Raw genomic sequence first — 15630 nt, 5'->3', positions numbered from 1 at the left:
TGAAAGTTTTGTTTTTCGGTACCTTTTTAATAATTTCTTAAGCTGATTTTATCGATAAAAACATCTGGTGTTGGTAAACAAGGTATAGCCCACCAAGGATTATGTTCTTGTAACTCCTCTAATTTAAACGAACCAGTAGCAACAGCAATAGACCTAGCACCAATCGCCTGACAACAACTTATATCATGGGGTGTATCTCCAATCACATAAACTTTTTCTAAATTAATTTCTCCTACTAATTCTTGGGCACTGGTTAACGCTTGACGAGCGATCGCTTTTCTATCTGCTACTGTATCTGAAAATCCACCCTGAGTAAAATTAAAATAACTATCTAAACCATAGTAAGTAAGTTTTGCCCTTGCTCCCACAGAGGTATTTCCTGTTAGTAATAGAGAAACTACATCGTTACGGTTAGGATGTAAATGAGAGAGAATTTCTTTGACTCCTGGTAATACTCCTCCTTGTTTTCTAGTGAGACTTTCAGGTAGATATTCACCATAAACTTGTAATAGTTGATCTATTTTTCCATCATCAGGAGTAATACCCCCTAATTCTAAAATTTGAGCTGCTAGTAAACGATCCGTTGCTCCTGCTGTATTAAGGTTTGATAAATCTATCTCTTTACCAATAATTTCTCTTGCAGCATCTTCTAGAGCAAAGATACCTGCTCTATCAGTAGTTAATAATGTTCCATCAATATCCCAGAATAAGATTGTAGTCATTTTGATTGGGGTCATTTCAGTTATCAGTTATCAGTAGAGAGCGAACCTCCGAGTAAACACGGTGGGCGTTAGAAATCGGAGGCTTGAAATACTGATTTATCGGGAACCGTGTTCAATATTTTTTCATCCCCTTAAAAGGGGAGGCACCTACCCTTATTTTTTGGTAAGCAATTAATTTTTGAGAGATTAATAAATCATATCAGCTTAATTCACTCAGTAGAAAAAAATGTTCTATTACCAACAGGACTTACGCAGAACCACTATATTTAGTAGGGGCGTTACGAAGTATGCGAAGCAAACGGCCGTATCGCGCTCCGCGACATGAAACGCCCCTACACCTGATGTATAATTTGCTATTTTGCGTAAGTCCTGACCAAATCTCCCTATACTCCTTTGGAAGTCAGAAGTCAGAAGTCAGAAGTGATACTTCCCAAACTCCCCAACCTTCCCACACCTCCCATATTCCTCCAGGTACTTCCAGATTCTTAAGATATGGAAAAGAATAATTCATAACTAATTTCTCTTGTGATAATTTTTAATCGGTAAGTCTTAATACTTACAACGGTTTTCAATTGTTAAACCAGAGTAGGAATGTTCCATAGAATATCTCTACTCTATTCTGGTAGTGACGTGAAGTTATTAACAGAACTTACACAAAGAAACCCAGTTTCTACGAGAAACCGGGTTTCTAGGTTCGCCTGAGAAACTTTTAATTATATAGGAGTTGTATATTATGCCTTTAAAAGTAGCCATCAATGGATTTGGCCGTATCGGACGTCTAGTATTCCGTGCTGGACTAAACTACCCAGACTTAATCGAATTTGTGGGAATTAACGACTTAGTACCACCCAACAATTTAGCATATTTATTAAAATATGATTCAACTCACGGACGTTTCCAAGGAGAAATAACCTCCTCCGATGATGGCATAACCATCAACGGCAAGTTTATTCCCTGTGTATCAGTGAGAAACCCTGCGGAACTACCCTGGAAAGAAAAAGGTGCAGATTATGTAGTCGAGTCTACAGGATTATTTACCACTTTCGATGGTGCTGCCAACCATTTGACAGCAGGTGCAAAACGGGTAATTATTTCCGCTCCCACAAAAGACCCTGACAAAGTAAAAACTTTGCTGATGGGTGTAAACCACGATTTATTCGATCCTGATCAAGATACAATTGTTTCCAATGCTAGCTGTACCACTAACTGTTTAGCTCCTATCGCCAAAGTTATTGATGATAATTTTGGTTTAACAGAAGGTCTAATGACAACCGTTCACGCCATGACCTCTACTCAACCAACTGTAGATGGTCCAAGTAAAAAAGACTTAAGAGGTGGACGCAGCGCTGCTCAAAACATTATTCCTGCTGCTACTGGTGCTGCCAAAGCAGTAACCCTAGTTTTACCACAGTTAAAAGGAAAATTAACTGGTATGGCATTCCGAGTACCTACTCCAGATGTTTCTGTAGTTGACTTAACTTTCAAAACAGAAAAATCAACCAGTTACCAGGATATTTGTGCAGCAATGAAAACTGCCGCTGAAGGTTCAATGAAAGGTATTCTTGGCTATACAGAAGAGCCTCTTGTTTCTACTGATTTTACCAGTGATTCTCATTCTAGTATCTTTGATGCAGGCGCTGGAATTGAACTTAATTCTAATTTCTTTAAAGTTATTTCTTGGTACGATAATGAGTGGGGCTATTCCAATCGAGTTGTAGATTTAATGTTATCAATGGCAGAAAAAGAAGGCATTTTAACTAAATAAAAAAGTATTAGGATTTACACGGAGAAACTCAGAAACTCAGAAACCCAGAAACCCGGTTTCTTGAAGAAACCGGGTTTCTTTGCGTGGGTAAAATAAAGAAATGATATTTAATAACTTAATAGTAAAAAAAAATAGCTTTTATGCCTGAACTACCACCACTAAACACAGAAACTATTCAAGCAATTATTGACGAAAAAATTGATGATAATACTGTCAATCAATTAGTTTGGTATTATCTTGGTTATCGTTATGATAATACTTCTCATAAATGGGATATTTCCCAGGTAGCACCAGAATGGCGAGAGAAATATCCAGAACCTCCAAATTTTATTGAATTTCGTCCGCCCACTGTCAAATTGACTCGCTCTATTCCTCCAGAAAATAAACAATTATTAAAACAAAAATTGGGTTTCAAAGGTTATAAAATAGGCGAATTTACCCCTACACAAGCTCGTCGTGCTACTATGGCAAATTGGCTATTAAGCTATATGGAAATTGCTCAAAAATCTAGCACAAATGATAATTAAGGCTTGCTGAAAAAGACTTTTTCAACAAACCCTAAATATTTTGAGGCTCTGCTTACAATACAAGATTTTCAATAAATTAGAAATATCACATAATTTTTATATTATCATAATCCTAAATTGATTGTGACAAATCAAATAAAAAAACACGAAATTCCTATCAAATAGGATTGCTGTGTTGTTGAAAATAATTTTTGACAACCTCACTAATACCAGCCATAAATTTCTCAGTAGAAAAGAAATCTTTTCTCTTCAGCAAAGCTCCTTGAAGTTTTTGCTGTATTTCTGAATCTTGAAGAACATTAGTGATTTTTTCTACAGCATCATCTTGATCCTCAAAAAATAACTCTTGATTTTCTTCTCCAACTATCTCTACTTGTCCTGCTATTCCTTTTCGTTTACTTCTGACAAAAGGTATTGCACCTGCTTTCATCATTTCTGCTACTGAAATACCAAAAGGTTCTGGTTTGTGGTGAATACCATATCTACACTTGAATAGAATTTTAACGTAGTCTTTATAAGGTAGATTTTCACACAACTTCACCCATTCACTATTTTCTTTAACCATTTTTGTCAATGTTCTTTTATATTTCCACCCATATACTCCTCCTCCCCCTCCTGTAATATAAAGCTTAACATCAAAACCTTTTTGACGAACTTTTTTCAATATCTGAATCACTTTATGAGGAGCTTTAGCTGATGTCAATCTTCCACTACAAATAAAAGCATTTTCTTTTTCTTCCCAAGATATATTTTGCTCATCCAGTAAAACAGGAGGATATACAACTTTGGCATCAATACCAAATTTATCTTTAAATAATTTAGATACTGAAAAAGAATTTACCATTGATATGTTAAGCTTAATATTCTCCAAGGAAGAGTTAGAAATTTTACCATACAGCCCCTCATTAGAAATCACATTAATCCAATGAACATATTGAACTCCGATACGGCCAAAGTCTACAGCATTGTAACCAGATAATAGTAAATCATATTCCTGATTATGACTTTTCAAATGCCGTAGCACAAGATGCATTGCCATAATTGCTAATTTTCTATTATTTGCAAATAAGAACTTGAAAGAACGCTCAGTTACTTTAGGAAAAATTGCTTTAACTTTTACCATTTCCTGAGAAATTTGAGTTCCGTACATAGAATTCAGTTTATCAAAATCTACATTAAATAGAGTAAATAATGTTAAATCGTATGTTTCTTTTAAAGCTTCTAATATCCACAAGCCAACTGACTCAGCACCTCCACCAGAAAATAAGGGATAAAAGACAGCAATTGACTTTTTTTTAGAGACATTACCTAAATTATCAATACTCATTGACTCAACCATTATTTTTACTAAAATACTATGTTTTTGTTGTTTATATTTATGAAATTGATGTAAATAAAATTTGCTCAAGCTTTTGCTCAATATTGACAAATAATGAATTAAAATCAATTATTATAAATAAATTTTGCCAAAATATAGCTGGACTTCCCCTGTACATCGGCAGTTCAGATATAGGAATTGCCATAGCGGTGAAGTACAAAATTATATCAAATCCTTTCGCAATAGAAGGGTTATCAGAAACCCGGTTTATGGAAGATAAATATTAGTATAGTTGGTATTTCATATAAACCCAGTTTCGATTAGAACTTACGCAAAACAACTTATTTCTGTCATGGCGCGACTCGCAGCTTTGCTATAGCAAGCGACAGCGTTTCGCTCCGCATTCATGTCGCGGAGCATGACCTCAGGAAAGCAATCTCAAATGACCAAAACTCCTTCCTAATACATAAGTCCTGTCTATGTTTTTTTATACCAATACTACTGGATTTGATATTATGGGTTATCATACCAAATCAACAGGACTTACGTCAAATATAAAAATATACACTATCCGTAGGAGCAAATGCCATTTGCCCTGACTAGATGTAGCGCTTGGTGCGTAAGTCCTTAGAAAAAAAAGGTTGTTACAATGTTAATCTCTAAATTCCCATCATTATAGATAAAAGCACTGTAGTGGCGCGTCAAACTTGAAAATGTGGATGAAACAACACGGCCTCCAAGCCCCTTCCCTACTAGCGTTGGGGGATATTTCTCCCCTCTCCTCGCAGGAGAGGGGTTGGGGGAGAGGTCTTCGCTTGTTGCTTGTTCCTAATCCACAATTTTAGTCTTGACACGTCAGTATATTCTTAAAATGGTGCAATAGTGAAGTTGGCCTGAGATTGCTTTCCTGAGGCCATGCTCCGCAAACGAATGTGTTTGCGCTTCGCTGGCGCTGCGAGTCGCGCCATGACAAATAATCATGCACAGTTTTAAGTGAAACAGTCCACTACTGGATTGTTTCATCTTAAATGTGGCAATAGATTTTTCTCTCTTGTCTTCCTTTCTTCCTTGTCTTCCTTGTCTTCCTTGTCTTCCTTGTCTTCCTTGTCTTGCCACAACTCACAACTAAAAATAAACCCACTATTTTAGCTAAAACAGTCCAGTAGCAATATTTTATGAAATTGGTATAAGCAAAAGCAACTTTTGCCATAGCAGGACTTACGCCAGGAAAATATATATAGTTTCCTTCTGTAAGTCCTAAATAAGTAAGAAAATGATAAGCAGGCTTCGTTAGCTTGATAAATGCTATATTTGTAGAAATAGTAATTTTATGATTGCAGAGGTTTGAAAGGTAAATAAATTTCCATATTGGCTTAAGTTAAATAACATAAACTTCCTTGATCAAGATAGGGGAAAAAACTATATTTTTAAGTTAATTCTGGTTTCCTCAAAGCCAATATTCTGAAATAAAGTCATAGTGTCCAGCTTGCTCAGGTGGATACCATCCTTGCTCTATTTTTTCGATAATATTTGGTAAAGATCTAATATATTCTGGACTTCGGTCTTTAGGATGAATTGTCCACGCCTTGGGGGAACTCATAGTTGCTCGTACATAGTCAGTTCTCTCTAACTGCATAGATACCATAACCTCCCAAGAATCCAGCTTGCCTTTGTTGGTATAGTAATTTAAGGGAGTTTTTAGGTTTAGTGGCAGTTGATTAAGAAATTTATTTTTGTAAGAACGCCATAAAATTGGCAATGGCAGTAACTTGTCAAAGCGTTTACGGTTAATCAAATATACCCTACTGCTGAAAAATTTGAATTGATAAAACTCCCCTGCATCTGATTTTAGGTATTCATGTCTTTGGTATATACTACCATCCTCAGTTGGCGGTCCTGTCAATGGTCTAATTGCCATTATTTCCGGATATTTCTCCATTAACTTCATACCTTCATCTACCCAACTATAATCTGGTTGCTGATGTAGAAGCATATCACTGTCATAATGCAACACATAATCTCCAGGTACAGACTCTAAATGAAAAATTGATCCCAAGATTGGATAACCTTTATAGTTATGGGTGGGTTTAATCCGACTGCCAAAATGCTTTTGGTACATTTCCTTTTGATAAGTTTCGTCATATTTAATCTCCACAACTTTATCTACAATACCTTCACTTATTAGTTGGTCACAGCAATCTCTCAGTTCACTTAGAGTACCAATACCAGGACGCATAACTTTATCTCCAGATAGAGGTGCTGTATCCATACACAAAACTTTTTCAATAAAATTAAAATTACTCATTCTAACGATATGAGGAATTGTATGCATCATAAAAGGTATGTCTGTTCTTGCTACTAAGATTGAGAGTGAACAAGTTTTAGATAACATTAATTATGGATCCTTAATTAAAACTACCAGTAGAATATTGAAAAGTTTCACTATTCTCTTTCATCTTTCAATAAAGATTTCCTAAATCCGGAAAATAATCAAAATACCTGTATATGTTTTATTTACATATACAGGTATAAAGAAAATAAATTTTCAGCTTGATCCACTTTTTTGCCCTACTCCCTACTACCCACTCCCTACCAAATACAAAAAGACTTTTTCCCAAAACCCTATTTAGTTCTAAAATAGAGGAATCGGCAGTGCTTTTTATAATTACAAGTTTATTATCAGGTATGTCTAGCAATAAATTAAGGTGATAATAACTTTTAGTAGAATTTTTATCATACCTAGCTCAAAATATTAGGATCACAAATAATAATATTATGGCAGTCCAACCAGGTTCTTTTAGGGTTGGTATAGGAGGGTAATATGTTAGGAAACTTCCAAATAATTAAAGTATTAAAGGTATCGTACCAGTTAATTTTGTCAGAGTTAATAATATATTAATTACTCCATAAATACCCTCTTTATCTTCACAATTAGTGAAAATTTTCACATCATATCCTTGCTTAACACATTCTCTTGTTAAAAAGAATACTATAGCAATGTGCGCACTTAATATTTACAAATTACTGGAGGTGTCCAATAGCTAAAAACCTTATATTATAGGCTATTCATTCTTCCTCTTGCCTGTTGCCTGTTCCCTACCCGCAGCGCTATACAATTGACTTGTTAGGCCATTTTTTCGCAGTTAGTTTTTTACTTAAGTCCTTAGTGAAGGGTATTTGAGATTTGAGCCAATTTTTAACAATTCTAATCAATTCTAATTAGAGCTGGCTGATTAAATATCAAAGCATTGAAAGATAAAGATTTCAAGCTTGGCAACTAATAAAGTACCAGTTTCAGTGGTAATTTCGGTACGGTTCGCGAAAAATCATGCATTCTAGGATTTTGGGCGAGATAGGGGAGAAAATCACTCTAAAGACTATTCTGACTACCTATTCTATAATTTTCATTCCTCCTGGATTCTCGATTCTAGCTTCTCCCCTGACAAAAATACTTTTTCAGCAAACCTGAATTATGAGCTGATTAAATCTAAACAGTTTTGCCAGTAAAGGTTTTGGAAATTTTAGGTATCAAAAAGTCCTAACTTTTAGGCTACTGAGGTAGGGTACGGTTCCCGAGAAATCGGTGAAAAATCAAAAATTGATCATTTTTGGCTGACTAGGATAGAAGAATCACTCTTACTCTTTTTCCGGCTAACTCCTCTATAACTCCTACTTTCTCTTAACTCCTAACTACTCCCTATTCCCTATCTCCATAAGTAGAAGGTTAAAGAAAAAAAATGTCAAACCGTTTTTTTCCCTTTACCCTTTGTTTGTATAGTTAAAAATATTATTCAAATTTTCCAGAGCGATAGTCACTAATCAAGAGATTCATTTTTTCCTCTAATTTATCGCTTAGTTCATTTAGCTTTGAATTACTACTTAAACAAGGTTTTGATTCCTTAATTATTTTATGAAATTTTTGCAAAATATCTTTTCTATGATTCCAATTTTGGTACAAATATTTAACATTTCTCATGGGAGTAATTAAATCTTTTTTATACGATTGATGATAATGTAAGTGGGGTAAATGTTTAGGTCTATACTCTAATCCCACTGAAAAACACCAATCTATCCATTTGGATAGTAGAATACCATCACGAGTAACAATAGGAATCCAAGGAACCCTAAATGTATCTGCAATAATAGCACCGTGCATTGCTTCAGTTAATAATATTTCTGTTTGTGCAATTTCCCTGAAAATTTCTTCAACTGGTAGCGATGGATCTATATAACTAATATTTAATTCTTGACAAAGAATTTTCCAATTTTGATTAACTGAATTATGATGAGGCATATAGGAATATTTGCGATTTTTTTTCAGATTATAATCAAAAAAATTTTTCACTAAAATAGCACCATCTGTAACTGCATAATCTAATGATAATCCTAGTTTGAAGGCTGATAATGGACCTCTTACACAATAAATATGGTAAGAACTATCTATGTTTATCGTAGAAAGTTCTCCATACCCTACTCCTGTACTAAAAATAATTCTTTTTTTAGCCATTGAAGTGCTAAGTAGTAGGGAATCATTAATTAATGTACCTATTCCAATGAAAGCTACTGTTTGATCCTCATCTAGAAAACCAGGAATTAATTTTTCCCAAAGCCAGGGATTAATATTATCTCCAAAGTTACCATTGCCTTTACTGGGTTTAAAGTAATGTAATTTCATAATTTTTTTGACTAAATTTAAGTTAAATTATCACTTCATTACTGCAAAATTCACTAGGACTTAATTATTAAAGTCGATCATGTTCCTGGCAATAATTGTTTGATTTGCTGTGGGAACATAAAGATTTCTATAGAACCAAAATGGGTTCTATAAGCCGTTGATTTTCGTAGAGAGTTGCACACTGGGTCAATGTATTAAGATTTACAAATTAACTCCAAATTTATCCAAGAATTTTACTTGAGTGGAGGTTGAAACATTGTTACATAATACTAAATCTTAACGCCTACTTTAACTGACTACTGAAAATATTGAAGTTTCTTTTCAAGTGGCCGAGTCCTTTTCCTGATAATATTGACTTTTTAGATAGCTATAAGGTTCTCTAGAGATTTTAACTCTAGGATGCGTGTTTTATATTTAGGAATGATACCTAAATATAACTTACCTTCTCAAGATTCTAGAATCAGTCTTTCTTGCTTAAACTAGATTAGATAGATGCACCAAAAGTATCAGAAGGAAAAAATAAGTATTGGTGATTTTGGCTATGATTGTGCTACAATAACGAGCGCCTAACTATTAACTCAAACGCATTTTCTATTTACTCCAATTTAGATATCATAGCTTGATTCACCAAAACCGAAAAATCAAATCAAATCAATAACTATCTTGTGTCTCTTTAGGAAAATTTGAAGTATTTGAGTTATTTTAGGGTAGTAAAAATTAACTTTTAGCCTCATTCTAACAAAATAAAATTTTCAAGACCAATACTTGTCATAATTCAATAATGAATTGAATAAAGCTTTGTAGTAGAGATAATGAAACATTATTCTGCTTTTGGTTTTTGTTAGATAAGTTGGTTTTGTCCGTTTTTCTAAACTATCGCGACCCATATTTTTGATTATGGACTTAAGTTGATTAAAATCATCATTGCGCTTCACTTGCCAACCTACGGAAGCAGCAGAAACTCCTATAAAACCATGATCCCCTTGAAATACTTTTCTAATACCCAAATATCGGTCAGCAAAAGCCCATGTATCTAGAAATTGCCATTCCTTGCCACCATCTCTCCTGATTATAACTAAATTTTCAGCTACCCATTTTGTCTGAGCTAAATCTATATGGAGTTTTTTCGCTAATTGACGAAACCCTTCTAAATTTTCTTGGGCATGGTGCAGAATCAAGTCTTCTTCAAGTGATTTATAAGCTGTGTATGCAGTCATTCCTGGCTCAACATTAATTTTTTTTGGCAATTCTGCTAGTATATTACTATCAGCATCTACTAAAATTACACATTCATTGTCTTTTAAAGCTGCAGCCACAGCAAATCTTTTATCATTATAAGGTTTCCAGATACTGGTTCTAGTAAAATTCAGTGCAGTAACATTATAATGGTCTTTAAAATCCTCTGGCTCATCTGTAGCAACAGTTAATCTGATTCCTGATTCTGCAGCCTTAGTTGCTAATTCTTTGGCAGCCATTCGATATGATTGACCAAATGCTAAAGTACATAAACAGTAGGAAATTGGATTTTCAATGGTTTCGTTTTTCATATTCACAAAAATTGAATTTCATTCAGTATGGAGGAGAAATTGAATGACCACAGGAATTTACACTCTCGCTAATGATGTTGTCTACGATCAACTTATTGCTATACTAAATAGTATAGAAGTTAATCTTGGTCCAGACTTTCCAGTTTGTGTCATCCCTTATGATGATCGCTTAAATAAAATTATACCAGAAATTCAAAACAGAAAAAATGTACAATTATTAGATAATCAGGAAATATTAAGTCGGTGGGAAGACTTCTCGACAAAAATCTGGGAAAGTCATCCTAATGCTTTTGCTCGTTGGCAGGAAAAAGGGGTTTCTGGTGTGAACCGGATGGGAATGCACCGCAGATTTTGCTCTTTTGATTTGGAAAGTCCTTTTGAAAGATTTATTTTCTTGGATGCTGATATATTGGTGCTAAATTCTTTCGATTATCTCTTTGAAAAAATAGATGGAAATGATGCAGTTGTATATGATTTTCAATATAAAGATCCTACCCATGTTTACAATGTTAATTCACCTAAATTACTAGAAATTTTCAGTAAAGAAAGGATTGAGTCGGAAATATTTTGCGCTGGTTTGTATGGTTCTAAAAAAGATTTATTTCCGGAAGAAAAGCGGAATTGGTTGTTAGAAAAACTAAATTCTGGAGAATCAGAAATTTTATATCTTAATGGCCCAGATCAGTCAATTATTAATTATATGATGATGCGATCGCAAGCCTCAATTTATAATTTTGCTCTGCATTTACCCCCAGAACAAAAAACTGGTTGTTCTGTAACTTCTCCTCATTTTGAATATCGGGATAATTTACTTTATGATAAGGGTGTAAGATTAACTTATTTACACTACATTGGGGTCTCATCTAAAGTATTTACTAGAGTTTGTGCAGGAGAAAATTTAGATTTCCCTTATCGAGATATTTTCCTCCATTATCGCTATCTCCATGAACCGGAAAAAAGACCAAAATTTACAGGCAAACCAATACCATATAAAAATACACCTAATCTTTTTCAGCGAATTTTCAAGAAGCTAAAATTTATGCAATAAGAGAGGAAAGTTTTATGAGTCGTGGCATATATATCACTGCAAATGACAAGGTAATTGAACAAGGTATTGCCCTCTTAAATAGTATCCGTAAATATGATACTGAAACACCAATCATTTTAATTCCCTATGATGATAATTCTCAAATAGTAGAAGAGCGTTTTTCCAGAGATTACGGAGTAAAAATCTATGAAGATTTAGAATTGATTGAAAGATTATTAAATAAACTACAACAAATCTTTGGTAAAAAGTTTTTTGTCAGACCAAATCAATTTCGTAAGCAAGCCTGCTGGTTTGGAGAATTTGATGAATTTTTGTATATTGATACAGACATTGTTGTTTTTGATAAAATAATTCATAATCTCAATTACCTAAATGAATATGGTTTCTTATGTTTTGATTATCAACATTTAGGGGGAATTAAAAATGTATTCACTCCAGAAATATATCAAGTTTTTAGTCAAGATGAACTTAAAGATATTTTCAATGGAGGATGGTGGGCATCAAAAAAAGGTTTAATTTCAGAACAGGATTTGTATGATATATTTGCTGAATGTGCAACTCAACCAGAATACTTTGATTTTGCTCAGAAAACTTCCGATCAACCAATTATTAATTATATGGTTTTGAAGCTAATTAAAAAGCGTTTCAATATTGTTCGTAGACCAGGAAAAGCACCAGGAAGTTGGGCAGGTACATCACATTTTCATCGAGAAGGTGATAAACTGATAGATAAGAATTTGAATCAGCCTTTAGAGTATCTACATTGGGCAGGAATTCGGATTCAACCAGGCTGTCCTTATTGGGATATCTGGGAAGATTATCGATACATCGGCGAATCTAAACCAACTGAATATCCTCAAATGAAAGAGAGGAAAAAAAGTCTTGGGTGAAGATTTATTGATAAAGTAAAAAAGGTAGCTAGGGAGATAAAAGAAAATTTAGAATAATTGACATATAGTAATTCCCATACTGGTGAGGTAGAAAATTTTACAAAATTTTAGGTTTTAGAGAACAGGGAATGGAAAAAGAAGAAAAAAACTGTACCTCATAACCTTGGGAATTACTATAACAAGGATTTTTAATGGTAGTTTTATAGAAAAAATTATGAAAGGAATTTATATTGTTGCTAATGATAAGGTACTAGATAACACAATTGCCCTACTGAAAAGTATCAGGTTACATGATCCTGATATTCCAATTATGATGATTCCTTTTGATGAAAATTATCACCAGGTAGCAGAAATTGTTACAAGCAAATATGGAGTAGAAATTTATCCAGATTTTGAATTTGTAGATAATCTTTGTCAGAAATTATATAACATTTTTGGTGAAGGCTTTTTTAATACTCCTAATAAACAAAAAAAACAAGCTTGTTGGTTCGGACCATTCGATGAGTTTCTCTATATTGATGTTGATATTGTTGTCTTTGAAAAAATTATTGATAATCTCAAATATCTGGAAAGTTATGATTTTCTGTGTTGCGACTATCAATATTTAGGTGGGATAAAAAATGTCTTTACATCCAAAGTTATAGAGGATAAAATATTTACTGAAGAACAACTTCAAGATGTATTTAATAGTGGTTGGTGGGCATCAAAGAAAAACCTGTTTACAGAAGATGAATTATATGAAACTTTTGCTGAATGTGCTGCTAATACCGAATATTTTGACTTTTCTGAAAAAACTACAGATCAGCCAATTTTTAACTATATTGTCTTAAAACATATTGCTCGGCGATTGAACTTAGTCCGTCTCCCAGAAGGTAAAGGTTCCGGAAGTTGGGCAGGTAGTTCTCATTTTCAACGGGAAGGCGATCGCTTGATTGACCCTAAAGTTGGTAAACCTGTACAATATTTACATTGGGCAGGTTTTCGGATTGAACCTGGATGCCCTTATTGGGATATTTGGGAGCATTATCGATATTTGGGGGAAGCTAAACCTACTTACTATCCTCAAAAAACTGAGACCAAAAAAAGTTTAGGAAAAAGGTTTATAGATAAAGTCAAAAACATAACAAGTAAAATACGAAATTAAGTCAACTTATGGAAACAATATTTGAGAACATGATGAGTCAAATACTAAGGAACTAAGTAGTACAAATTTGTGAAAAAAGCTATTGCTAACTATAACTCTTGGCAATATGGATTCTTAAATATTTGCTATAACTATTGTTATATATATTAATAAGGTCAATTACCTATGAAACTCTATTATTACAAATAAAAGAACTTTGGTGATACTCTCAATATTTGGTTATGGGAAAAACTAATTCCCAGTCTAATTGATAATGATGAAGCAATATGTTTTGTAGGTATAGGTACTCTAATTAATAATGGATTAGCTCAAAGAAAAAGTAACTATTTGAAAATTAATTTTTTAAAGATAGACTAACTTTGGCAAAAATGCGTAAATAACAAGAAGTTAATGAGGAATAATTACGATTTTTAAAAGAAAGAAAAAGTATTAATTATTCTCCGAATATTTTTGTAAAAATAAATAAAAGACTGAAAAAGAAGTTAGTATTTTGGATTCGTTTATTGAGTTTAAAAATTAATGCTTCAGGATATCAAGAAATATATCGGTGTTTTGATAGTAAAGGTTGAGGTACTTGAAACCTAGTTACAAAAAAAAATGGTTTCAAAAATTACTTTTCCTTGTTAACGCATCTTTTTAGATGTAGCTCCAATAAAAAACGAAAAAATTTGATCTTCCTTGATATAGTATTAAGAGTATAGATGAAGCAACTTATTCAAATCAAATAACTTTAAGTATTTTTTATTGTTAAAATTTATCGGTAAAAATATGACTCAGGAACAAAAAAAATTTTGTTTTTGTACTTTAGCACTAGGGCAAAGATATCGCGATATAGCCAAAGAATTAGCTAAAGACTTGGAAATAAATGCTCCAGGAATTTCATTGGTAATTTATACAGAGAAACCTGAAGATTTTAGGATATATAAAAATGTAATGGCTTTTAAATATCATCAACAAGGTATTCTACATTGTTATAACGATAAAAGATTTCTCTGTCAGAAAGCAATATCATTATTTCCAGTAGCAATATATATAGATGCTGATACTAGAATTTTAGAATCATTGCCAGAAGATATTGAATGGAAACCAGGAATTACTGGACGGCATAAAAATTTAGTAGAACACGTTTCTAGATATCGCCCTTATAGTTTACCAATATTGAAAAAGTTGGCAGATAAGCTAAATATTGATAATGATTCATTTAATAATTCTAGTTGGATAGGAGAAGCTTTATTTATTATAGTTAGAGATAATGGTAAAGAAATAGAATTTTTGGAAACTTGGGGAAAGATTTCTAAGTATGCAGAACTAAGAGGAATGCACGCTGGAGAAGGTAGTTTAATGGGATTAGCTGCTGCCAAAGTGGGATGGGTTATTAATAGTGAAGCGTGGGAAAAAATTAGTGGAGTGACTCAGCACTGGGATGCTTCTCGTAGTAAACCAAAAGCAACTTATGGGGAGAAGTTACGCAAGAGAATGGGTTATCATTATCGTTTAAATAAAACTAGGATAATGGCTTTAAAAGATTTTGAATTTTATTATCGATGAGCAGTATAAAATCGGGTTACTATATCCCAGTCATAAGGTGTGTTTTTATTGCCAACAAACAATAGCATAAAATTCTTTTCTCAATCCCCAATAATTTATGTAGGGGCGGGTTTATCAAGAAATTTATCGGTATGAATATTAAATTAAATAAACCCGCCCCCCATACCGTGGAACTGGGAGCAGGTTTAGTTACCTAAAGAAACCCGGTTTCTTCAAGAAACCGGGTTTCTAAGTTGGCTGATAACTGATAACTGAACTAAACTAAACACCTGCATGACCTAAAGCTAAACCTGTGATTAACATTCCTAATACTAAAAAAGGTTGAGCGCTGGCTTGATATTTCACATCATTTTCTAGAGGATTTCTGAGAAAATACATATCCTGAAAAGTAATTTGAGGAATCACCATTAACAGCAAAATAACAGCATACAAATTTTCTTGAATAC

11 protein-coding genes and 1 pseudogene are annotated in these 15630 nt (G+C 33.4%); 6 read left to right on the top strand and 6 right to left on the bottom strand.

The features are described 5' to 3' along the window. Window positions 1-26 precede the first annotated feature (26 nt). Window positions 27-737 (bottom strand): HAD family hydrolase, encoded by a 711-nt coding sequence (locus VKJ25_RS15740; protein WP_324237582.1) that lies wholly within the window; start codon window positions 735-737, stop codon window positions 27-29. Window positions 738-1455: 718 nt separating this feature from the next. On the opposite strand from VKJ25_RS15740, the gene gap reads away from it, so the two are divergent. Both gap and VKJ25_RS15730 read left to right on the top strand, forming a co-directional pair. Continuing rightward, window positions 1456-2487 carry a type I glyceraldehyde-3-phosphate dehydrogenase gene (gene gap, locus VKJ25_RS15735; protein ID WP_375340338.1) on the top strand — a complete coding sequence of 344 codons (1032 nt, stop codon included), beginning with the start codon at window positions 1456-1458 and terminating at the stop codon, window positions 2485-2487. 140 nt (window positions 2488-2627) lie between these two features. Continuing rightward, complete coding sequence (locus VKJ25_RS15730; RefSeq protein WP_324237581.1) at window positions 2628-3014, top strand: DUF1823 family protein; 387 nt, start codon at window positions 2628-2630, stop codon at window positions 3012-3014. A 157-nt stretch (window positions 3015-3171) separates the two neighbouring features. Here the strand turns inward: VKJ25_RS15730 and VKJ25_RS15725 are convergent, their stop codons facing one another. From VKJ25_RS15725 to VKJ25_RS15710, 4 genes are all read right to left on the bottom strand, one after another. Next, window positions 3172-4422 carry a glycosyltransferase gene (locus VKJ25_RS15725; protein WP_324237580.1) on the bottom strand — a complete coding sequence of 417 codons (1251 nt, stop codon included), beginning with the start codon at window positions 4420-4422 and terminating at the stop codon, window positions 3172-3174. A gap of 1357 nt (window positions 4423-5779) precedes the next feature. Continuing rightward, window positions 5780-6667 carry a hypothetical protein gene (locus VKJ25_RS15720; protein ID WP_324237579.1) on the bottom strand — a complete coding sequence of 296 codons (888 nt, stop codon included), beginning with the start codon at window positions 6665-6667 and terminating at the stop codon, window positions 5780-5782. Between the two features lie 1452 nt (window positions 6668-8119). Then, window positions 8120-9007, bottom strand: coding sequence for a polysaccharide pyruvyl transferase family protein (locus tag VKJ25_RS15715; protein WP_324237578.1), 888 nt, complete (start codon window positions 9005-9007; stop codon window positions 8120-8122). 752 nt (window positions 9008-9759) lie between these two features. After that, a complete protein-coding gene (locus VKJ25_RS15710) occupies window positions 9760-10554 on the bottom strand; it encodes a hypothetical protein (protein ID WP_324237577.1) in 795 nt (264 codons plus the stop codon). Window positions 10555-10597: 43 nt separating this feature from the next. Here VKJ25_RS15710 and VKJ25_RS15705 point away from each other — a divergent pair, with 43 nt between their 5' ends. The 4 genes from VKJ25_RS15705 to VKJ25_RS15690 all read left to right on the top strand — a co-directional run bounded on the left by VKJ25_RS15705 (window position 10598) and on the right by VKJ25_RS15690 (window position 15184). Continuing rightward, window positions 10598-11602, top strand: a complete 1005-nt coding sequence (locus tag VKJ25_RS15705) for an Npun_R2821/Npun_R2822 family protein (RefSeq protein ID WP_324237576.1) — start codon at window positions 10598-10600, stop codon at window positions 11600-11602. 14 nt (window positions 11603-11616) lie between these two features. Further along, entirely contained in the window at window positions 11617-12492 is an 876-nt protein-coding gene (locus tag VKJ25_RS15700; RefSeq protein ID WP_324237575.1) for an Npun_R2821/Npun_R2822 family protein, read from the top strand. 211 nt (window positions 12493-12703) lie between these two features. Further along, window positions 12704-13636: an Npun_R2821/Npun_R2822 family protein gene (locus VKJ25_RS15695; protein ID WP_324237608.1), complete on the top strand. Its 933-nt coding sequence runs from the start codon at window positions 12704-12706 to the stop codon at window positions 13634-13636. Window positions 13637-14404: 768 nt separating this feature from the next. Beyond that, the gene (locus VKJ25_RS15690) at window positions 14405-15184 is read left to right on the top strand and encodes a hypothetical protein (protein WP_324237574.1); all 780 of its coding nucleotides are present in this window, start codon (window positions 14405-14407) and stop codon (window positions 15182-15184) included. A gap of 261 nt (window positions 15185-15445) precedes the next feature. Here the strand turns inward: VKJ25_RS15690 and VKJ25_RS15685 are convergent. Then, window positions 15446-15630, bottom strand: a pseudogene (locus VKJ25_RS15685) (chlorophyll synthase ChlG); the annotation flags it as partial.

Origin of the sequence: Okeania sp., assembly GCF_035285525.1 — a bacterium.
Classification (GTDB): domain Bacteria; phylum Cyanobacteriota; class Cyanobacteriia; order Cyanobacteriales; family Microcoleaceae; genus Trichodesmium.
This window is presented reverse-complemented; position numbering and strand designations above follow the sequence as displayed.

Coding starts and splice junctions, on each gene's coding strand:
- VKJ25_RS15705 (WP_324237576.1), top strand. CDS start 10,598: ATGACCACAGGAATTTACACTCTCGCTAATGATGTTGTCTACGATCAA.
- VKJ25_RS15700 (WP_324237575.1), top strand. CDS start 11,617: ATGAGTCGTGGCATATATATCACTGCAAATGACAAGGTAATTGAACAA.
- VKJ25_RS15720 (WP_324237579.1), bottom strand. CDS start 6,667: ATGATGCATACAATTCCTCATATCGTTAGAATGAGTAATTTTAATTTT.
- VKJ25_RS15740 (WP_324237582.1), bottom strand. CDS start 737: ATGACCCCAATCAAAATGACTACAATCTTATTCTGGGATATTGATGGA.
- VKJ25_RS15710 (WP_324237577.1), bottom strand. CDS start 10,554: ATGAAAAACGAAACCATTGAAAATCCAATTTCCTACTGTTTATGTACT.
- VKJ25_RS15730 (WP_324237581.1), top strand. CDS start 2,628: ATGCCTGAACTACCACCACTAAACACAGAAACTATTCAAGCAATTATT.
- gap (WP_375340338.1), top strand. CDS start 1,456: ATGCCTTTAAAAGTAGCCATCAATGGATTTGGCCGTATCGGACGTCTA.
- VKJ25_RS15715 (WP_324237578.1), bottom strand. CDS start 9,007: ATGAAATTACATTACTTTAAACCCAGTAAAGGCAATGGTAACTTTGGA.
- VKJ25_RS15690 (WP_324237574.1), top strand. CDS start 14,405: ATGACTCAGGAACAAAAAAAATTTTGTTTTTGTACTTTAGCACTAGGG.